This window comes from Planctobacterium sp. R6 (assembly GCF_055755215.1).
Genome location: NZ_JBVTQY010000017.1, coordinates 36998 through 58287, shown reverse-complemented (window position 1 = coordinate 58287; position 21290 = coordinate 36998). Strand labels below are relative to the sequence as shown.

Here is a 21290-nt window from a genome sequence, read left to right as displayed (position 1 = left end):
AAAAAGGAAAAACAATGGGTTTTAAATGTGGCATCGTTGGCCTACCGAATGTAGGTAAATCAACTCTGTTTAATGCACTCACCAAAGCGGGTATCGAAGCGGCAAACTTTCCGTTTTGTACAATCGAACCAAACACCGGTGTTGTGCCGGTACCGGATCTGCGTTTGGACAAGCTGGCTGAAATCGTCAAGCCACAAAAAGTGATCGCCACTACCATGGAATTCGTGGATATTGCCGGATTGGTTGCCGGGGCGTCTAAAGGTGAAGGTCTGGGCAACAAATTCCTGGCCAACATCCGTGAAACTGATGCTATTGGCCACGTTGTACGTTGCTTTGAAAACGACAACATTGTGCACGTAGCGGGCAAGGTTAGCCCTCAAGATGATATCGAAGTTATCAATACCGAGCTGGCTTTGGCAGATTTGGAAACCACCGAAAAAGCGTTAATTCGCGTTGGTAAACGCGCCAAAGGTGGTGACAAAGATGCCAAATTTGAGATGACAGTACTGGAAAAAGTTAAGCCTCATCTGGATGAAGGTAAAGCACTGCGTTCACTTTCTCTGAGCAAAGAAGAAGCTGCTGCGATCAGCTACATGAACTACCTTACGCTTAAGCCAACCATGTACATTGCCAATGTGAATGAAGACGGTTTTGAAAACAATCCGTATCTGGACAAAGTACGTGAAATTGCAGAACAGGAAAACGCGGTAGTGGTGCCTGTTTGTGCTGCTATCGAATCCGAAATTGCCGAGCTGGAAGACGACGAAAAAGCAGACTTTATGGAAGAAATGGGCCTGGATGAGCCAGGCCTTAACCGCGTAATTCGCGGTGGATATAGTCTGTTAACCCTGCAAACCTATTTCACCGCCGGTGTAAAAGAAGTGCGGGCCTGGACTTACCCTGAAGGTGCAACTGCACCACAGGCAGCCGGAAAAATTCACACGGATTTTGAAAAAGGTTTTATCCGTGCTGAAGTGATTGGCTACGACGATTACGTTGCCTGCAATGGAGAATCAGGTGCTAAAGAAGCCGGAAAGTGGCGTCTTGAGGGTAAGGATTACCTGGTTAAAGACGGTGACGTTATCCACTTCAGATTTAATGTTTAATCTTAAAAGTTTATTTAGAAAGGCGGTTTAACACCGCCTTTTTTGATCTGATTAATCTCCCCTCAATTGTTCAATACTCCATCACCTAAACCTGTTTTTACAAAAAATAGGTTCGAATAGGCCCATTCAGACGACGACACACCTTGTTTAAGGCAAATTTCATATCGAATTTTGTTAAGTGAACAAAGGATAGCTATGAAAATATTTGACTGGGATGGTAACCGCAAACACCTGTTGCCTTTACTTTGGACTTTCCTGACGGTGAACTACATCTTTTGCGATGTGTTTACCCTACATCTGGCAAAAAGCTTAGAAGTCATTTTAGCCGGAGGCCCCTCAGGCATGCCTATCACGGAAGAATTTCTATTGATGTTTTCAGTGATTTTGCAAATACCGATGCTGATGATTCCGCTATCCCTGATACTGGTTACCAAACTCAATAAATACAGCAACATCATTGCAGGTGTAATTACCACAAGTGTGCAAGCCTTTACCGTATTCATGGGAGGCACGCTGCACTATATGTTTTTTTAGTTTTTTTGAGATCAGTACCGGCCTGCTCATTATTTATTTAGCGATTACCTGGAAACAAAATCCAGAAACTCAGGAAGGGAGTTATCAATGAAGACAAATAAACCATATTCATGGGACGCTGCTATGTTCTTGATTGCCAGTCTATTCTTGTTGCTAAACACCGTTTTACTGTGGGTTCGTTACTTCTCAGACTTTCAATTATCGATTATGTGGGCTGCCATTCCAGCTATTACCGCTTTCACATTTAGTCTGATTGGTTTGTTAAAACTGTATCCCAGAGTATCCCTTCAAGCTCAATCACCGGCCCGAGGAGGCCTACTCTTTGCAATGCTCGCAAGCCTGTGTTTGTGCCTGGCTGCAATCTGGATATTCGCAGTAGCTTTGTTCGGTAAGGGTCTACCAGATCCCACACCTCCAGCACTATCAGCTCTCATCGCCCTATTTATGATATCCATGGTATTGGCTTTTTTAAGTTATGGAATTGCCTTTTTAAAACAGGGAACGCAAAAGAAAGCCGGAGTATTACTTTTAATTCCGGTTTCCATGTGGGCATTAATGTTACTGGTAGCTTTATTCAAAGGACTAGAGACGGCGCTATCGCTGGATTACTATACCAACGGTGTTATTGCCCTAGCCTTTTTGGCCATTGGCATTTTCCTAAAAAAGTCGCCGGGTAAGCAGGTTAACATTGTTGATTAGACAGATTCCGATAAGCTGACGGGCTATGTCCCGTCATGTTTTTAAAGGCGGTATTAAATGTGGATTTAGAGTTGAAACCGACAACAAAGGCGATAGTCGTGATTAATTTGTCGCTCTGCGCTAATTCCCGCTTTGCTTCTTCCACCCGATAACGGTTGACGAACTGAAAAAAACGCGTGTTCAGATGTTGCGATAAGGTCTCTGAAATATGGTTTTCCGTCTCTGCTATTGCCTGAGATAACCTGTTCAGCGACAAGTCGTCTTGCAAAAACAGCTTGTCTTCAACCATAGCCCTGTGAAGTTTGGAAGCAATTAATTGCATCTTCTCACTGCTGATAATGGCTTCGCGAGGTTGACTGGTGCGAGGTGCGCCTTTTTCCGATTGCTCTAATATTTTCTGTGCCAGCGATTTTTGAATAAAAATTCCCAGGGCAATAACTTCAAGTGTTGGCAGCAGCTTACCAGAGCCAACCCACAACCAACCCATCGCCCCCGCCATAAACTCCACTGAAAACAGTAGCCATACGGCGCCCCAAACCCACAAAATGGATCTAAACCAGGCTAGTGAATTGTGCTCTATCTCAGAAAACCGCTCCATAAGTTGTTGCACGTGAGCGCTATGCAATTTCAGCGATAATATTAGAAAAACAGCGGTAAACACGATAAATGTTACGGTGCTAAACAAGCAGGTAAACAATGCAATGCGCCACAATTCTGGATCGCGTATGGCAGGACTTGCCAGTGCCAGCTTTTCTGCCGGGCTAATCAAAAACATAAAGGGCAACATCGCCACAACCACCAAAATCGGACCGGCAGCAGCTAACCACAAAATCTTTTTATCCACGGCTTTTTCAGCAGACATAGTGGCATGAGCATAAAGATACAAAGCTGGCCCCAACAGTATTCTGAAAGGCAATTGCAACCCTGCCAAACCGGGCGCATAAACGTAGGCACCGGAATAAATGAACAGTTCACCCAGCAAATGGACGAGCAATAACACAAACAGTCCCTGAAGATAAAAGTTTTGCTTTTGTGCTGGTCTTTTAAAAACCTGCAACAAGGCCGTTAACACCATGCCCAGCATGCAGGAGTATAAAACGGTGGGAAACAGATTAATCATTGTTTTGCTCTGATATCGCCTTTTCCACTATCAGATAAGTGTGTAATTCGGGATGCTGATCAAACTCCAGATGGCGAATAATACAACCGGCGTCCATAAACAGAGTTAAAAACCCATTTAAGCCCAACGAGGAATAATAGACTTCTGGCCCCATTGCTTTATTTTGATGGTCCCCTGCCTCTTCCGTACCACCAAAAGAAAAAATAAATACACCACCGGGATTAAGTGCCGCAATAATCTTATTCAGCACTGGTTTTTGCATATCCAATGGAATATGCCAGATACTGTCCCAGGCTGTGATGAAATCGTATTGCTGCGTTAAATTAAACTCACAGATGTCTTGATGATAAAAACACACATCAGGATTACGCTGACGAGCCAGCTCAATCATCTTTGCCGAAACATCTAATCCCGAATATTGATAGCCACGAGATACCAATAAATCAAGAAACCGCCCGGTACAGCCGCAACCAATATCCAACGCATTTCCCTCGGGTTGTGCAAAGCCCAGCGCTTTTTCATGGGCTGCAATACCATTCTGGCGATTAAAGGATTCTCGCTGCCACAAATGGGTAATTTGGTCGTAGGCTTTGCCTGTTTCAATTGGCTTCATTGCAGTTTTCTTTTACTTTATCGTTCTAAATTCTGTGATGTTCAAAAAACCAGGAAAAACAATCCGGTCATCACACTCACTCCCAGCAGCGCCGCTGCAACTTGCACTAAACCATCACGCTCTAACAATCCCAGTCCCATAATCATCAACACCAGAGCAGGTCCTAAATTGGTAAATGGTACCGGCAATGTGATAATGGCCCCCAACAAGATAATGATAAAACCATTAATACGGTCAACAATAAAAGCTTCGGTGAATTGCCAGCGCGGTTTTAAAAAACGCTCTATCGCCCTGATTTTTGGCTCAAAAGTCAGTAAGGCTTTAGCCACACTGGGTCCACTAAGCGGGCGTTCCAGGATAAATTTGGGTAACCAGGCCTTAGTGCGCCCAAAGCTCATCTGGATACCCAGGCACATGATCAGGATACCAGCAAACAGGGATACAAACGGGATCACATTAAAAATAGACAGGAGTATCAGTAGCAAACCGAAAGTCCGATCTCCCATGCGGTCCGTCAACATTCGCAAAGTGATTTTTTCCTGACCGCACTGCTCAATCAGAGAAACAAGGACATCAGAGGTGCGAGTTCGCGGCGTCTCAGGAATGGTAAACAGCGTTTTGTCAGTATTTTTATTGTGCGTCAAACTACTTCACCATTGAACTGTTCTTGTCCCGATTGTTCCGATTGTTCCGATTTTAGGTCAATTACACAGGTTCTACCAATAGCTAATGGCGATACTTAATATTGCCATACAAGGCTGCAATAAGTGGCGGTGCGACAATCAAGGCACCATAACCAGCGAAAAAGTCTGACTGTTCAAAATACATGACTAACGCAATTGAAATAGCAAAGTTAATTGCGGCTGAGAAGAACAGTGACATGCCCATCAACTTGCCAAACTTTTCAGGCTCTTTATATTCCCCTTCTCTGTACCCAGAAATAAGATCGCGCCTGTGGCCAAATGCGATCAGGTAACCCAAATAGACAAAAATACCTGATAACAGGTTAAGCGATATAAAGACGATGAGCATGCCATTCATATTCAAATAACTCCTGTAAATTTGCCACTAGCAAGTGGTAAACGCATCTTCCAACAGACGTAGCAACTCGTCGAACTAATCTTGGCTGTATGGATGTTCTGTCTGCCAGTGTTGAGCAATTTGCTCGCGGGTACACAACCAAACGTGATCTTTTGTTTTTGATGTAAACAAAGGAGTCAAGTTCTTTGAAGGAAGAATGTTGATTTTCAACAAACCTGCCCTTTTTTATCCCGTTAACCTATTGCGATTCCTAACGTTTGCCTAACCGGAGAAAAATAGAGACTAAACTTAGCGACGAAGGAGCGCAGTCTGCTGTATCGCGCCCCTTTGGTTTAGGCACTTGTTAATTCTATTTACTTACTTTTTGAAAAAGGTCAGGGATATATCTTTCAGAAAAGCCTGCCACTATACTTAGCGACATTAAGTTATATATGTTGTTTTTGGCAAAACTAAAGGCAAGATCTGAATTTGAAAGTAAGTAAAGACATAAACCAGAGAACAACCCTAAAATGGGAATAAATGCTGCCTGAAGAAAAATATACCCTTTACCATCTTCTAAGTTTATAGAAACTTTAGTATTTCTTTGCATGAGAGATATTGTACTGCCTAGTACACCTGCCCCACCACAAAGAAATAAATTTAAATGTAACGAACTGCTGATTCTTGATATGAATAATAGCAACAAAATTATCGCGACAGATGAGCTTAAGCCATACAACACTAACCATAATTTCGCTTGATTTGGCGATAGCAATAACGATATTCGTTTTTCCACATTTTGGAAAAATTTATCTATTTCATCCGGTTTTTCACATGAAAATGCGTGATGCAAAGCTGAAGCCAATTCAGTTTCAATAGGCATCTTTATTTCTTCTGGCAGTGTTGAAGGAATTTGACTATCTAAGGAATAAAACTTATCAACAGCAGTCGAAAAAATATTATTTTCACAAGTGGTTTCCCACCGAAGTAAATCGTCAGAGTTATAGAAAACAATGGCTATTTCATTACAACCAAATATGTGAGATATAGTTTCTCCGCCTGATGTAGTGTCTCCAACTTTATACTTTTCAATTACAGTCATGATTAACCCTGAGATAAACTTAACGCCTCGTTAAGAAGCAAAATATTGTTGGCTAAAATGTTGAGAATCGAAAACAGCCAACTGTTTTTTGTCCTTATAAGCGACTTGATATAAGTAAACTAAGCCGTGCTATTTTTTAAAAATTCTTTCTACTTCATCACGTATGGGGCGATAAAAAAATTTCCTACCCAGTAAGATAAGTACTTCATTGCTGGGGTCAATTAGCTTGAATATTTTTCCTGCTGGCTCGTCAACGGTTTCATGATGACCAATCATTGGAGAAGGAAAGAAAAAGCCAGCATCATGAGAAATTACATATGTATCCAATTTCTCATCAAAATGCTCCCAAGCATTACGTATGTCTCTATTTGCAATAGGAGAATCATCGGTAACACCAAAATGTTTTTTTAATTTTATTCCTCGGCTTTGCCTCATGGCTAATTGCTCGGGGATTTCTTTCTTTTTCCCCATTGTGGTTGGCCAAAAGTATCGAGACAGTGCCGCTGCGTGACCAATAGCTTCCTGAATTGAACTAATCAATTCATAAGCATCATCGCTACCAACCATAGAATCATATCGTTCAAAAGCATTTAAACAACGTTCTGCGGAATAATGAATAGATTGTCTATAAAAAGCCATATGCATTGGTTGAATTCCATCACAATTTTCATGTGTGATTTTTGCTCGGCGTTCTAACTCAACATTATCCATATGTGACCAATTCCTAATTTACTCACAAGATCTTTATAGATGACAAATGTACTACGTAAACAAGACATTTATCATATTTCACATTTTTAACACCTTAGCCTTATTTTTTACCCCTGTAAATACAGGTATCAGAACCAACACCATTGATGTGTTTAAGAAAAACGTCAAACGTCGTCTATCAAAGCAAAAAATATGCACATACGATTTGATAATAAATAAATTACTTCAATGGATGCTCCGCCGCCCAGTGTCGGGCTATTTGTTCCCGGGTACACAACCAAACGTGATCTTTTGCTTTTACATACTCTACAAAACGTTTTAAAGCAGCGAATCTGGCAGGTCTGCCAATGATGCGATTATGTAAGCCAATGGATAACATTTTAGGCTGCATCTGCCCTTCTTCATAGAGAATGTCAAAGGCATCCTTGAGATACTGATAGAACTGTTCCCCACTATTAAAACCCTGCGCGGTTGCAAAGCGCATATCGTTAGTATCCAGGGTATAAGGCACCATCAACAGGGGTTTGCCATTTTGAGTATCATAATAAGGCAAATCGTCCGCATAACTGTCTGCGCAATAGAGGATATCTTCTCGTTCGGCGATTAATCTAAGTGTGTTTGGGCTGGTTCTGCCTGTGTACCAGCCAACCGGCGCTTTGCCGGTTAACTGTGTATGCAGTCTGATGGCCTCATCAATTTGCTGGCGTTCCTGAGCTATGTCCATATCCTGATAATGAATCCAACGCAATCCGTGACTGGCAATTTCCCAGTCTGCCTGCAACATGGCCTGTACCGCTTCCGGGTTGCGTTGCATCGCCATAGTGACACCAAACACCGTGATTGGGATATGATGCTCCAGAAACAATCGGTGCAATCGCCAAAATCCGGCGCGGCTGCCGTATTCGTAGATGGACTCCATGGACAGGTGGCGATCAGGATAAGCCTGGGCGCCTATAATTTCTGAAAGAAATATTTCTGAGTGGCTGTCACCGTGTAAAACGCAGTTTTCGCCGCCTTCTTCATAGTTAAGTACAAACTGTACCGCAATCTGCGCCCCACCGGGCCAATTGATATCCGGCGGATTGGCGCCATAACCCTTTAAATCTCTGGGATAACTGGCCATAACTTTTATTCCGGTACTTTCAGGCCACAACTGCTCAAAATTGAGCGACACAGGTAATCGCCAACATCCTGGAAGCCTTTTTTATTCAACATCTTGCCATCCTTTAATATACTGATCTGAGAGGAGAAATCAGCATAATGCTGGGTGGTAGCCCAAATCTGAAACATCAACATCGCCGGGTCCACATTGGCCATTTTGCCGTCCTGAATCCATTGCTGAATAATGGCAATACGAGATTGAAACCAGCTAACCATGCCGGCCTTAATTTCATCAGACAGTTGCTCTGCTCCTTTGATCATTTCCATCGCAAAGATTTTAGAGGCTTCGGGGTAAGTGCGGGATATTTCCAGTTTTTCGCGGATATAACGCGACAAGGCGACCGCCGGATCATCCTGCGCTGTTGCGTGATCAAAACTGGAATTCCACAGAGACAAAATATCGCTCAACACGGCTTCATAGATGCCCTGTTTGGACTTGAAATAATAAAGTACGTTAGCTTTGGGTAATCCGGCTTTTTCTGCCACTTCCTGTACAGTAGCTCCCTGATAACCTTTCGTGGCAAATACAGTCACCGCAGCTTTAATAATTTTACCGTAATTTGCCTGTCTGACACTGCCCTTTACGTTCTTTTTGACGCTTTTTTGCACTAGCACTGATTCTTTTCCTCTATCGGTATTCCAATTTCTGATAGCGATGGCTGCAAACAATATATATTAATCTTCGCAGAAAGCGCCATACTATAACAGGTACTACAGTTAATTTAGGCTATAACAAAAAGGCATTGTCTGACTTTAGTTAGCGCCTGGCGTTTATTCAGACAACCCAATTGTTCACTTGCAACCCTGTTGAAATACCAATATATTGACCAAACGGTCAAGTTTTGCAATATATTTTAACCCGGAGGCACCTGATGATCAGCTTCTTGCTGAATAATGAACCCATCCATATTAGCAATATTGATAACAATTGCACGGTTTTGGAATGGCTCAGAGAAGATAAGAAACTGTCTGGCAGCAAAGAAGGCTGTGGTTCTGGTGATTGTGGTGCCTGCACGGTTGTATTAGCAGAGATCAATAAATCCGACGATGGTCTGAATTACAAAGCCATCAACAGTTGCATTACGTTTATGTCGGCGCTGGACGGTAAACAGCTTCTCACCGTCGAACACTTGGAAGAGCAATCACAATTACACCCGGTACAACAGGCCATGGTGGATAAGCATGGCTCACAATGTGGTTTTTGTACTCCGGGATTCGTCATGTCTATGTTTGCCCTGTATAAAGACAGAAGCAAAGACAGCAACGATGATTTAAACAGAGATAACATTGAACACGCCCTGTCAGGCAATCTTTGTCGTTGTACCGGATACCGCCCTATCATCGATGCAACATTACAGGCTTGCGATCAGCCTGCCCCCGATAAATTTTCCAAAACAGAGTCCGATGTCGTTCAGTCTCTGAAGGCTTTGCCCGACAATCAAGGAGTCGACGGACTGCATCTACCCAAAAGCCGCACTGAACTAGCTGCGCTAATCAACAAATATCCTGATGCACGACTGGTGGCTGGCAGCACCGACCTGGCGCTGGAAGTGACACAAATGTACAAAACCTTGCCGCAGTTGATCAGCACACGTTATGTCCCTGAACTTAATAGCCTGACAATAGATAACAAGCATTTAGTTATTGGTGCCGCTGTCACCTACAGCCAGTTACAAGATACTTTGTTAAATGAATATCCTGAACTCAGTGAGCTACTCACCCGACTTGGTTCACTACCTATCCGCAATCAGGGAACACTGGGAGGCAATGTCGCCAATGCATCGCCAATTGGTGATATGCCGCCGGTCTTATTGGCATTAGATGCCACCCTGACCTTAGACGACGGAGAGCAAAGCAGAAGCTTGCCGGTGCAGGATTTCTTTTTAGATTACAAAAAAACGGCCCTTCGCTCCGGAGAATGGCTGCGCGATATTCGTATTCCTGCAAAAGTGAATGATAGTTTTTTAAGCGCTTACAAGATATCCAAGCGTATCGAAGATGATATCTCTGCGGTATGTGCCGTTTTTAATCTACAGTTGGAAAATGGCGTTGTCAGTAACCTGCGTACCGGATTTGGCGGCGTAGCGGCCATTCCTTCTCGTTGCACTGCACTGGAGACAGCCATCACCGGAGAAACCTGGAACAGAGAAACTATGCTAAAAGGCAAAGCCATATTAGCCAATGCTTTCAATCCAATTGATGATGTCAGAGCTACAGCTCAATATCGCAAGGATATGCTGGTTAATTTGTGGCAGCGCTTTTGGCTGGAGTCTCAGAACCACAACCACACGGAATTGAGGGTGTTGCAACATGCGTAAATTAATAGACAACAACACGACACCCGGTTTCAGCACTAAATCAGTCGGCACCAGTAAAAAGCACGAAAGCGCTGAACGCCATGTTACCGGTAAAGCCAGATACATCGACGATATGCCTGAGCCCGCAGGGTTAATGCATGCAGCGGTGGCAATGAGCGACACTGCCAAGGGCATCATTCGCACTAAAGATGTCAGTGCAATTAAAGCGTTTCCCGGCGTTGTGGACGTTATCACAGCAGAAGACGTACCTGGTCATCTGGATATTGCTCCGGTGTTCGAGGGCGACCCGATGCTGGCGCACCAACAGATTTTATTTCATCGTCAGCCCTGGTGTGCACTATTAGCCACCTCCACCAATGTTGCCCGAAAAGCGGCTGGTTTAGGAAAGTTAGAAGTCGACGCCGAAAAACCGGATTTAGATATCCATCAGGCTCACCAGAAGCAAAACTTCGTCCGCCCGACGCACCAAATGAAGCAAGGGGATTTTGAAAAAAGCAGTGCTTCGGCGGCCATTACCGTAAGCGGTGAGGTCAAAATTGGCGGTCAGGAACACATGTATCTGGAAGGACAGGTTGCGCTGGCCATTCCCGAGGAAGAAGACCGAATAAGCATTTACACTTCCTCACAACATCCCAGTGAGGTTCAAAAACTGGTTGCCGAAGTGCTAAATATCAAACTGCACAAGGTTACTGTTGATATGCGCCGCATGGGGGGTGGATTTGGCGGTAAAGAGACGCAGGCCGCGCAATGGGCCTGCATTGCAGCCTTGCTAGCCGTACGCAACCGCTGCCCGGTTAAATTGCGGGTACCTCGCATGCAGGACATGATGCTCACCGGTAAACGCCATCCATTCCAGAACAGCTTTACTGTGGCCACCGATGAGCAAGGGGTAATTCAGGCCACGCAGGCAAATATCAATGGGCTGTGTGGCCATTCAGCAGATTTGTCTGAAGCCATTGTCGACAGAGCCATGTTTCATTGTGACAACGCCTATTACCTCGGTGCAGCTGACATTGTGGGCTACCGCTGTCGCACCGATACCGTATCTCACACTGCGTTTCGCGGCTTTGGTGGACCGCAAGGCATGGTATTAGCTGAAACCATGATTGAGGCTATCGCCCGGAAAACCGGAGAAGATCCCCTCACTATACGACAGCGCAACTTGTATGGTGGTGCTGGGCGCGATACGACTCAATACGGCATGAAGATTGAGCATAACAACTTGCCGGATCTTATCCAGCGACTGACTGAATCATCAGAATACTGGCAACGCAGGGAAAGCATTAAGCAATTTAATCAGCAAAATACCGTTCTCAAGAAAGGGCTGTCGCTAACTCCAGTCAAGTTCGGTATTTCCTTTACCGCAAAGCACCTGAATCAGGCGGGTGCATTGGTACATGTTTATACTGATGGTAGTGTTCAGGTAAATCACGGTGGCACCGAAATGGGCCAGGGCCTGCACACTAAAATCCAGCAAATTGCCGCCAATGAATTTGGTCTGGATATTGAGCATATCGAAGTTACCGCCACCCGCACGGACAAAGTACCTAATACCTCGCCTACTGCTGCTTCCAGCGGCACCGACATCAATGGCAAGGCCGTGCAAAATGCCTGTTTAACAATAAAACAACGTCTGGCGGATTTCTGGGCCGAGCAAAATCAGGGAAACAGCGACGCGGTTACATTCAAAGATGGTGTGGTTAGCCTGGATAAGGCGCAAATCCCCTTTTCCGATTTGGTGCAACTGGCTTACATGAATCGGGTTTCTTTGTCCTCTACCGGTTTTTATAAAACCCCTAAAATTCACTATGACCGCACCACCGGAACCGGCCGCCCATTTTTCTACTTTGCCAATGGCGCTTCGGTTTCAGAGGTAACCCTGGATACCTTAACAGGTGAATATCGGGTTGACCGGGTTGATATTTTGCATGATGTTGGCACCAGCTTAAATCCGGCCATTGATATTGGCCAGATTGAAGGCGGGTTCATTCAGGGGATGGGCTGGCTGACTACCGAAGAATTGTTGTGGGACGACAACGGCAGATTGCTCAGCAATAATCCGGCAACCTATAAAATTCCAGCTATTGGGGATACGCCCCGGGAATTCAATGTCGATTTATATCCTTACCCCAACGAAGAAGACAGTATCTATCACTCCAAGGCTGTGGGTGAACCTCCCCTCATGTTGGCCATGAGTGTCTGGTGTGCACTTAAAGATGCCATTTCCAGCCTGACTGATTACAAAGAAGATCCGAAGCTGGATCCGCCTGCCACGCCAGAAAAAGTGTTAAAGGCTATTCAGTCACTGCCTGCTGACAGCCTCACTGTTGAGGTGTTAAGCCGATGAAGATCAGCAACTGGATGCAGGCCATCAGCTATTGTCAGGAGAAACAGCACCCCTTTGTGTTGGCCACAGTCATAGAACACAAAGGCTCGGTACCACGAGACAGTGGCGCCAAGATGGTGATCACTCAGGACCAGACTTTTGACACTATCGGCGGTGGCAACCTGGAACACATGGTTACGCGTAGCGCTCAGACCATGCTACTGGCAAACAATACGGCGATAAAAGTCGAAGAGTACCCCTTATCAGCTAAGCTGGCCCAGTGCTGTGGTGGTTTTGCCAAGGTATTACTGGAAAGCCATCAGATCCAGACACAACAAATCGCCGTATTTGGCGCAGGCCATGTTGCTAATGAATTGCTGCCTATCCTGCAGCGCTTGCCAGTAAGAATACATTGGATTGATGAACGTTCTGATTTATTCCCGGCAACAATGCAAGCCAACGTCAATATCATCGCCACTGATTGCCCTGTCAGCGAATTAAAGTTACTACCAGCAAATACGCTTGTTCTGATCATGACCCACAATCATCAGCTGGATTTCGATTTGGTTAAAACGGCACTCAAGCGAGATGATATTCAATATGTAGGCATGATAGGCTCGCAAACAAAAGCCAAACGATTTCGCTACAAATTAAAACAACGAGAGCTGAGCGATGTCCAAATAAACAAGCTGGTGAGCCCGGTAGGTGAACTCTCGGTGCCGGGAAAAACCCCCATTGAAGTGGCCATTTCCATGGCGGCCCAAATCACCCAGTTGTTGCATCAATCGAAACAGCAAAGCACGGATACTGACACAGAAAAATACATTCAGGAGGACACTCACGCGTGACCTTACAGCAACTCAATCAGCTCAATATTGACGATTGCATTAACTGGTTTGAACAAACCTGTGCGGCGCAAAACTGGTGTCAAAAAATGACACAAGCCCGTCCCTTTTTAGGTTTATCTGAATTACAAACCAAAGCGGAATTCTTTTGGCAACAATGTAGTCACCAGGACTACCTGCAAGCCTTTGAAGCCCACCCTATGATTGGCGATGTCAACAGCCTGCGAGAAAAATACGCCAGTACGAAAGGCATAGCCAGTAATGAACAATCCGGCGCCCAAAGTGCCAGTGAAGAAACCTTGCAGTCGCTACACCGGCTAAATCAGCAATATCTGGAAAAACATGGTTTTATCTTTATCGTGTTTGCGACGGGGAAAAGTGCCGGGGAAATGTTACAAATACTGGAAGAGCGGCTGCCCAATGATACCGAAACTGAAATTCAACTGGCGGCTGCCGAACAACTTAAAATTACCCTGCTTCGAATTAACAAACAATTGCAAATGGAAGGCTTAGTATGATCACGTTATCCAGCCATGTTTTAGATACCACCAAAGGGCGACCTGCAGCAGAAATGGCCTTAATTTTAACCTCGCCAGATGGGACACAGCATCAGGGGGTAACCGATAGCGATGGTCGCTGTAAAGATTGGGGCATAGCGCACTACGAGGCCGGGATTTATTGTTTGCGCTTTATGTGTAAGGAATACCTGGACAGTTACGCCCCGGACAGCCTGTATCCTTTTGTCGATATCCATTTTGAAATGACAGAAAGTGGCGGCCACTACCACATTCCCCTGTTAATCTCGCCCTTCGGTTTTAGTAGTTACCGCGGCAGTTAAGTAAAAAATTCAGAGAATAAGTTAATTATGAGTATCAAGTTAATCACCGGTCATATTGTCCACTTCCCAAACAGCACAGAATCGCCGCAACAGGATGTAGTGGAAATCAAACAAGGTGCGTTAGCCATTGATGGTGAAAAAATCCTGGCAACGGATACGGCTGCGCAGTTAACACAACGCTATCCCGATGCGGAAGTGATAGATTACGGCAACAAACTGGTGGTACCCGGTTTTATCGATACCCACCTGCACTTTCCACAAACAGAAATGATTGCCAGTTTCGGGGAGCAGCTAATTGACTGGCTGAACAAATACACCTTTCCCACAGAGCGCCAATTTGAAGATCCAGCCTATAGCCGAAAGATTGCCGATTTTTTCCTGAACCAATTGTGGCGCAACGGCACCACCACGGCAGCAGTATGGGCAACTGTACATAAAAACTCAGCAGAACAATTATTTAGTGCTGCTTACGAACGCAATATGCAGATATTAACCGGCAAAGTATGCATGGACCGCCATTGCCCAGACTACTTGCAGGATACCCCTGAGTCAGCGCAACAGGACTCTGCTGATCTCATTGCCACCTGGCATAACAAAGGCCGTCTGAAATATGCCATAACGCCAAGATTCGCCCCCACCAGTACCGAAAAACAAATGGCCATGATGGGCGAGCTGATGTCCAGTTACAAAGACGTCTATTTGCAAACTCACCTGAGTGAAAATCAACAGGAAATTGCCTGGGTAAAAGAGCTGTATCCCAACAGTAAACACTATCTGGACGTGTATGACAGCTACCAAATGGTGACAGAGCGCTCTTTGTTCGGTCACTGCATACATTTGGAAGATGACGAATGGCGACTGATGTCAGAAAAAGGGGCGATTGTCTCCTTCTGCCCCACGTCAAACCTGTTTTTGGGTAGCGGATTATACAATCTAAATAAAGCCAAAGCGTTTAACGTTAAAACGACTCTGGCCACAGATGTAGGTGGTGGCGACAGTTTTAGCATGTTGCGCACATTGGGCGAAGCCTACAAGGTATTTCAGTTACAAAACATCACCATGGATTCGTTATCAGGCCTGTACATGATGACCCGGGGCGCAGCAGATGCCCTGAAGTTACCTGATATCGGGGATTTTAACGCCGGTACATTTGCTGATTTTACCGTGTTAGATCCGCATTTTAATGAGCTATCTTCCTTGCGTTTACAGGACTCTGACGATGCAGAAGATATTTTATTCGCGCTGAGTATGCTGGCCGACGAACGTGCCACCGTCGCTACCTGGATTGCAGGTAATCCTGTATGGCAGGCACAATAATAAAAACTAAAACGGAATAGCCTTTAGTGAAGGCAAACTACAAATAACAGGGATAGCTAAAAACAATAAGTTAAGGGGACTTTTATGTGGGCTGACTGGGTTGCGTTATTTATTCGCTGGTTTCATGTCATTGCAGGCATCGCCTGGATAGGCGCGTCCTTTTATTTTATCTGGTTGGATAACAATCTTCGTCAACCGCCACAATGGAAAAAAGACAAAGGCATTAAAGGTGATCTTTGGGCTGTGCATGGTGGTGGCTTTTACGAAGTCGCCAAATACGAATACGGCCCGGAGCAAATCCCCAAAACCCTGCATTGGTTTAAATGGGAAGCCTACGCCACCTGGTTGAGTGGCATGTTGCTGTTGATATGGATGTATTATCTGGGCGCCGAAGCTTACCTGATTGATCCGGGTGTTAAAGCCATGGAGGCCTCCACAGCCATCAGCCTGGGCCTGGGGTTTATCTTTGGCGGTTTGTTTATTTACGAAATTGCCTGTCGCAGCCCGCTGGCAAAATCGGCCGGTCTTTTTGCGGTATTTTTAGTATTGTTTTTAAGTTTATCGGCCTGGCTGGCCACTCAGTGGTTTAGCGGTCGCGGTGCCTACATTCACGTTGGCGCCCTGATAGGCACGATAATGGCCGGCAACGTGTTTTTTACCATCATTCCATCGCAGCGAAAACTGGTCCAGGCGGTAACAGATAAAGAGCCCATTGATCCGCAATGGGGTGCCGGTGCCAAGCTGCGCTCAGTACATAATAACTATCTCACACTGCCCATTATCTTTTTAATGATTTCAAACCACTACCCTATGACCTACCAGCACCCACAAAGTTGGTTAGTACTAGTGGCTATTGCTGCGGTATCAGCCTGGATTAGGCATTTTTTCAATCTGCGCCACATAGGCATAGTCCGGCCTTCGATATTGATTACCGGCGCAATAGGTATGTTATTTATCGCCATTTGGGTATCAAAACCTCAAACCACACCGGTGCAAACTTCAGTGGAATCAGCCCCCACAATTCCGGTAAATCAGGACATAATGGCCTTAATGCAAAAACATTGTAGCAATTGTCACAGCGAGACCCCCAGCGATGATATCTTTGTGGTTGCGCCACTGGGATTAAAGCTGGACAACTGGTCACAGGTTATTCAATGGGCTCCACGAATCCACCACCGGGTATCTGTGACCAAAGACATGCCTTTTTTGAATAAAACAGAGATGACTGAAGAGGAACGCCAGAAAATTACCGACTGGTATCATGAGGCCATCAGGAAATAGCCACCCGGTCAGCATGTTGTAAATTTACGTAAATATACTGTACATCGCCACACTGATCCTTACACTGTTAGCCTGCGTAAATGCTAATTTGATAAGGATGAGTTTGGATGACATCGAAGCTGGTTTTCAGTGTGGTTATAGCTGCGGCTTTTTTCTTCAACGCAATGGTCAGCGCGCAATCCGGTAATGGACCTGAACGGGCAGCGAACATCATTGCCCAACCACTGCAATTTCAACCTCTCAAATCAGCAATAGACACCATTGGTACGGCGGAGGCTCAACGCTCGGTCAGTATCTACCCTGCCACATCCGACATTGTCACTGAGGTATTATTTCAGCCTGGTGACTTTGTACAGTCCGGTCAGGTATTAATAAAACTCGATGATCGACGGCAGGTAATCGCAGTTGAGCGCGCCAAAATAGAACTCGCTGACAGAGAGCGTACACTTACCCGACTGAAAGAAAGCAAAACCCGGGGCGCTGCCACACAAAGCGATGTCGATGATGCCATCACAGAACGTGATTTGGCAAAAGTTCAGTTACAGTCAGCTGCAGCGGATCTTGAAGACAGAACGGTAAACGCACCATTTTCCGGCTACCTTGGTTTGACCGATGTGGAACCAGGTGATCGGATCAATACCAATACCTTAATCACCACCATCGATGATCGTTCCAACCTCTATATCAATTTTTCTGCGCCTGAATCCGCGCTGACAATTCTTAACAATGAGGCGATTGTGACGCTATCGCCCTGGAATAATCGCGGTAATGAAATAACGGCTGAGATAGCGCAAATTGATTCACGCATCAATATCCAGGACCGGACACTCAAAGTGCGGGCGATTCTGGATAACCAACATGATGTTTATCGTCCGGGATTGAGTTTCAAAGTCACCTTGCAGCTTGATGGTGAACCCTATCCTGTGATCCCGGAAGCCGCACTTTCCTGGGGAGCAACCGGTGCCTACGTGTGGATAGTTCGGGAAGGAAAAGCAAACCGCGAACGGGTTAATATTGTGCAACGCCTGCGTGGCAATATACTGGTCGAAGGCCAACTACAACGTGGCGAATCGCTGGTTATTGAAGGAATTCAGCAACTCAGAGAAGGTCAGGCGGTGCAGGCTTTTAGCAATACCGGCAAGAAACAACTAACCAGTGTGGAGCCCGGCTAATGTCTGAGTTACATACCAGTCACAAAGAAGATCTCCCGTCTTTATCAATTCGACGTCCGGTACTGATCATAGTACTGAATCTGTTGATCATTATTGCCGGTTTGTCGGCCATTCTGGGTCTGGAAGTGCGGGAATTGCCCGATGTAGACCGCCCGGTAGTGTCAATTCGCGCCTCCTACCCCGGGGGTGCCCCCGAAACCGTGGACACCGAAGTTACCAGTCGGCTGGAAGGCGCTGCTGCCAGAGTCAGTGGTGTAAAAAGTATCAGAGCGCAAAGTGAAGAAGGCTTTGCCAGGGTTGTCATAGAATTCAGACCCGGTATCAATATAGAAGATGCCGCCAACGAAACGCGGGAAGCTATCAGTCAGGTGCAACGGCAACTGCCTGATGAAGTTGAGCGACTTGCCATCGTGAAAGCCGATAATGATGCCGGCGCCGTGGTAAGCCTGACGCTGTCCAGCGATAGTATTGAAATGGAATCGCTCACCGAGATGGTGGAAACGGATATTGCACCGCTGTTTTTGTCTATACCAGGGGTGGCGGATATTCGCATCAATGGTGAACGGGAAAAGGTGCTAAGAGTCACTGTCGATCCTATTCGCCTGGCCAGTTTTGCCCTGTCTTTTTCCGACGTCGCCAGTGCCCTGCGTACAGCGCCATTTGACGTCCCGGCAGGCAGCCTGCGTTCTACAGATCAGCAGGTTATTGTGCGAGCTGATGCCACCTCTATAACCGCCAGCGAAGTAGAAAACATCCTGATATCAGGGAATACCCGGGTTGGGGACGTTGCCAATGTGTACTTTGGTCCTGCCGACGCAAACAGTTTTGTACGCCTCAACGGCAAGCCCGTCATCGGGTTAGAAATATTGCGCCAGGCTGGCGCTAACACCATCGAGATATCTGATCAAACTCAGGCGATGGTTGAAGAATTACGACACCGATTTCCGGCCTTAGAAATACACATCACCGATGATGACGCCCAGTTTATTCGCGGTTCCATTGAGGAGGTGTTAACCTCTCTTTCCTTCACTATTGCCTTAGTAGTTTTTACCCTCTGGCTGTTTTTGGGTTCTTTCAGAGCCACAATCATCCCTGCGCTTTCTATTCCGGTATCACTTATCGGGTCACTTGCAGTTATGTGGATGCTGGGCTTCTCCATCAACATACTTACCTTACTTGCCTTAGTGCTGGCAACGGGTCTGATTGTAGATGACGCCATTGTAGTATCGGAAAACATTCAGCGCAGAAAATCACTGGGGTTGGCCAGCAAGGCAGCGGCAGTTATAGGTAGCCGGGAAGTGTTTTTCGCCGTGGTCGCCACCACCGCAGTGTTAGTGGCCGTATTTGTGCCTATCGCCTTCTTACCTTCCACAGCGGGGCGACTGTTCAGAGAATTCGGCGGTGTGTTGTCAGCTTCGGTGATCATTTCCTCGTTTGTTGCGCTAACGCTGGTGCCAGCCTTTAAGGCCAAAATACCCACAGGCAACAATAAGACCATGTTCTCCGGTTTTGGCAATGCCTGTTTAACAGGCTATAAAACCGCATTGGGCTGGTGCTTAACCCGCGGTTTTGTGGTGTTGTTATTGAGTGTTGTGGCAGCCGGGGGCGCTGTCGCCATCTATGACTCAGTGAAAAAAGAACTGCTTCCACCCGAAGACCGGGGCAATGTCCGTATTTTCGCCCGGGGACCTGATGGTGTGGGTATCGCGTTTATGGACCGACAAGCTGAAAAGATGGAAGACACTTTGCTGCCTTATATGCAAGATGGCAACATCGAAACCATCAAGACGGTGGTCGGTCAGTGGGACCCCAATATTGTCTACATTACGGTCAATCTCAAAGACTGGGAGCAGCGCAGTAAATCACAGCAAGATATCATCGCCGAAATAAGACCTGAATTGAACAAGATTCCAGGCGCACCGGGGCGAGCATTTGGTCCCAACTCTCTAAACCTTAGGGGACAGGGAGGCGGTTTAGAATTTGCGATCACCGGCAATGATTATGACGAAATATACGATGTCGCACAGGATTTCAGTAAAGCATTGGAAAACCGTTTTCCACAAATGGGGCGGGCCGAAATATCCTATCAACCTACTCAACCACAAATGCGGGTGCATATCGATCGTCGTAGAGCAGAAGAGTTGGGGGTGCCCTTTTCTGATATTACCAACACGCTCAGATCTGCCATTGGTGGCTACGATCTGGGTGATCTCAATGTCGGTGATCAGGCTATTCCGATTATGTTGCAGTCCACCTATAAGGACATTGCAGATCCAGCCGATTTAACAAACCTGTATGTGGGCTCAGGTAATGGCAGTTTGGTACCACTTTCCAGTATTGCCTACATCACTGAAGAAGGCGTTGCCGCAGAGTTAGAGCGTCATGCCCAGCGACGGGCCATTGAAGTAGATGTGGACTTGCCTGACAGTATTTCCATGGAAGAAGCCGTTACCGGCCTGCGAGAACTAGCACAAGATGTGTTACCGGATGGCTTTGGCCTGGTGTTTTTGGGCGAAGCACTGACCTTCAGAGAAACCGATCAACAGGTTAACATCACCTACCTGGTAGCCTTTATCATAGTACTTCTGGTTTTAGCCGCGCAGTTCGAAAGCTTTAACAGTGCGCTGGTTGTCATGATCACTGTGCCTTTCGGTATCGCAGCGGCTATTTACGCTGTATTTTTAACCGGCACTTCCATCAATGTCTATTCCCAGATTGGTCTGGTGATGCTGATTGGCCTGTTGGCAAAAAACTCCATCCTGCTGGTGGAGTTCGCTGATCAACTCAGAGACCAGGGACATTCAGTAAAAGACGCGATATTAAAAGCCGGTGAAGTGCGTCTGCGCCCAATTATGATGACCTTAATGTCTACGATTCTGGGAGGTATCCCCTTAATCGTCTCCAGTGGCGCCGGTGCAGAGGCCCGAAACGCTATTGGCTGGGTAGTGTTTGGCGGACTGGGTTTAGCGGTGGTATTTACCCTGTTTCTCACACCTGTTTTATATTTTTGGCTTGCCCGATTCGTTAAACCCCGCAAAGACAACGCTAAACAACTGGAAACAGAGCTGCAATCCGCCGGAGAAAAACTGCAACAGCACAACCAATAGGTCCCTTACAGTTTAAAGCC

At 46.0% G+C, this 21290-nt stretch carries 21 protein-coding genes; 13 read left to right on the top strand and 8 right to left on the bottom strand.

What is annotated here, in order from left to right:
• Positions 1-14 precede the first annotated feature (14 nt).
• From ychF to AC0J20_RS12450, 4 genes are all read left to right on the top strand, one after another.
• Positions 15-1106, top strand: a complete 1092-nt coding sequence (ychF, locus tag AC0J20_RS12465; RefSeq protein ID WP_229527573.1) for a redox-regulated ATPase YchF — start codon at positions 15-17, stop codon at positions 1104-1106.
• Between the two features lie 195 nt (positions 1107-1301).
• On the top strand, positions 1302-1640 hold the full coding sequence (locus AC0J20_RS12460; RefSeq protein WP_473021883.1) for a DUF6326 family protein: 339 nt from the start codon (positions 1302-1304) through the stop codon (positions 1638-1640).
• Positions 1585-1731 (top strand): DUF6326 family protein, encoded by a 147-nt coding sequence (locus tag AC0J20_RS12455; protein ID WP_473021881.1) that lies wholly within the window; start codon positions 1585-1587, stop codon positions 1729-1731. Before AC0J20_RS12460 ends, AC0J20_RS12455 begins: the two co-directional genes overlap by 56 nt.
• Positions 1728-2339 carry a hypothetical protein gene (locus tag AC0J20_RS12450; RefSeq protein WP_473021880.1) on the top strand — a complete coding sequence of 204 codons (612 nt, stop codon included), beginning with the start codon at positions 1728-1730 and terminating at the stop codon, positions 2337-2339. The genes AC0J20_RS12455 and AC0J20_RS12450 overlap by 4 nt, the downstream gene beginning before the upstream one ends.
• Here the strand turns inward: AC0J20_RS12450 and AC0J20_RS12445 are convergent.
• The 8 genes from AC0J20_RS12445 to AC0J20_RS12410 form a co-directional block, all read right to left on the bottom strand.
• The gene (locus AC0J20_RS12445) at positions 2323-3459 is read right to left on the bottom strand and encodes a helix-turn-helix transcriptional regulator (RefSeq protein ID WP_473021879.1); all 1137 of its coding nucleotides are present in this window, start codon (positions 3457-3459) and stop codon (positions 2323-2325) included. The two genes, AC0J20_RS12450 and AC0J20_RS12445, sit on opposite strands and share 17 nt — an antisense overlap.
• Positions 3452-4072 carry a class I SAM-dependent methyltransferase gene (locus tag AC0J20_RS12440; RefSeq protein WP_473021878.1) on the bottom strand — a complete coding sequence of 207 codons (621 nt, stop codon included), beginning with the start codon at positions 4070-4072 and terminating at the stop codon, positions 3452-3454. The genes AC0J20_RS12445 and AC0J20_RS12440 overlap by 8 nt, the downstream gene beginning before the upstream one ends.
• A gap of 41 nt (positions 4073-4113) precedes the next feature.
• Positions 4114-4716 (bottom strand): exopolysaccharide biosynthesis protein, encoded by a 603-nt coding sequence (locus AC0J20_RS12435; RefSeq protein ID WP_473021877.1) that lies wholly within the window; start codon positions 4714-4716, stop codon positions 4114-4116.
• An 82-nt stretch (positions 4717-4798) separates the two neighbouring features.
• On the bottom strand, positions 4799-5113 hold the full coding sequence (locus tag AC0J20_RS12430) for a hypothetical protein (protein WP_473021876.1): 315 nt from the start codon (positions 5111-5113) through the stop codon (positions 4799-4801).
• A 349-nt stretch (positions 5114-5462) separates the two neighbouring features.
• Positions 5463-6194 carry a hypothetical protein gene (locus AC0J20_RS12425; protein ID WP_473021875.1) on the bottom strand — a complete coding sequence of 244 codons (732 nt, stop codon included), beginning with the start codon at positions 6192-6194 and terminating at the stop codon, positions 5463-5465.
• A gap of 129 nt (positions 6195-6323) precedes the next feature.
• On the bottom strand, positions 6324-6905 hold the full coding sequence (locus tag AC0J20_RS12420; RefSeq protein ID WP_473021874.1) for a hypothetical protein: 582 nt from the start codon (positions 6903-6905) through the stop codon (positions 6324-6326).
• A gap of 220 nt (positions 6906-7125) precedes the next feature.
• Positions 7126-8028 carry an allantoinase PuuE gene (gene puuE / locus AC0J20_RS12415; protein ID WP_473021905.1) on the bottom strand — a complete coding sequence of 301 codons (903 nt, stop codon included), beginning with the start codon at positions 8026-8028 and terminating at the stop codon, positions 7126-7128.
• 5 nt (positions 8029-8033) lie between these two features.
• Positions 8034-8681, bottom strand: a complete 648-nt coding sequence (locus AC0J20_RS12410; RefSeq protein ID WP_473021873.1) for a TetR family transcriptional regulator C-terminal domain-containing protein — start codon at positions 8679-8681, stop codon at positions 8034-8036.
• Between the two features lie 257 nt (positions 8682-8938).
• Between AC0J20_RS12410 and xdhA the strand changes: the two genes are divergently transcribed.
• The 9 genes from xdhA (at position 8939) to AC0J20_RS12365 (ending at position 21270) form a co-directional block, all read left to right on the top strand.
• Entirely contained in the window at positions 8939-10384 is a 1446-nt protein-coding gene (gene xdhA / locus AC0J20_RS12405) for a xanthine dehydrogenase small subunit (RefSeq protein ID WP_473021872.1), read from the top strand.
• The gene (gene xdhB, locus AC0J20_RS12400; protein ID WP_473021871.1) at positions 10377-12731 is read left to right on the top strand and encodes a xanthine dehydrogenase molybdopterin binding subunit; all 2355 of its coding nucleotides are present in this window, start codon (positions 10377-10379) and stop codon (positions 12729-12731) included. The genes xdhA and xdhB overlap by 8 nt, the downstream gene beginning before the upstream one ends.
• Positions 12728-13558 carry a xanthine dehydrogenase accessory protein XdhC gene (gene xdhC, locus AC0J20_RS12395; RefSeq protein WP_473021870.1) on the top strand — a complete coding sequence of 277 codons (831 nt, stop codon included), beginning with the start codon at positions 12728-12730 and terminating at the stop codon, positions 13556-13558. The genes xdhB and xdhC overlap by 4 nt, the downstream gene beginning before the upstream one ends.
• Positions 13555-14073: a 2-oxo-4-hydroxy-4-carboxy-5-ureidoimidazoline decarboxylase gene (gene uraD, locus AC0J20_RS12390; RefSeq protein ID WP_473021869.1), complete on the top strand. Its 519-nt coding sequence runs from the start codon at positions 13555-13557 to the stop codon at positions 14071-14073. Before xdhC ends, uraD begins: the two co-directional genes overlap by 4 nt.
• Positions 14070-14393 carry a hydroxyisourate hydrolase gene (gene uraH / locus AC0J20_RS12385; protein ID WP_229527584.1) on the top strand — a complete coding sequence of 108 codons (324 nt, stop codon included), beginning with the start codon at positions 14070-14072 and terminating at the stop codon, positions 14391-14393. Before uraD ends, uraH begins: the two co-directional genes overlap by 4 nt.
• Before the next feature lie 27 nt (positions 14394-14420).
• The gene (guaD, locus tag AC0J20_RS12380) at positions 14421-15710 is read left to right on the top strand and encodes a guanine deaminase (RefSeq protein ID WP_473021868.1); all 1290 of its coding nucleotides are present in this window, start codon (positions 14421-14423) and stop codon (positions 15708-15710) included.
• Between the two features lie 84 nt (positions 15711-15794).
• A complete protein-coding gene (locus AC0J20_RS12375) occupies positions 15795-16991 on the top strand; it encodes a urate hydroxylase PuuD (RefSeq protein WP_229527586.1) in 1197 nt (398 codons plus the stop codon).
• A gap of 107 nt (positions 16992-17098) precedes the next feature.
• Positions 17099-18163, top strand: coding sequence for an efflux RND transporter periplasmic adaptor subunit (locus AC0J20_RS12370; RefSeq protein WP_229527587.1), 1065 nt, complete (start codon positions 17099-17101; stop codon positions 18161-18163).
• Positions 18163-21270, top strand: coding sequence for an efflux RND transporter permease subunit (locus AC0J20_RS12365; RefSeq protein WP_473021867.1), 3108 nt, complete (start codon positions 18163-18165; stop codon positions 21268-21270). Before AC0J20_RS12370 ends, AC0J20_RS12365 begins: the two co-directional genes overlap by 1 nt.
• The last annotated feature ends 20 nt before the right edge of the window (positions 21271-21290 follow it).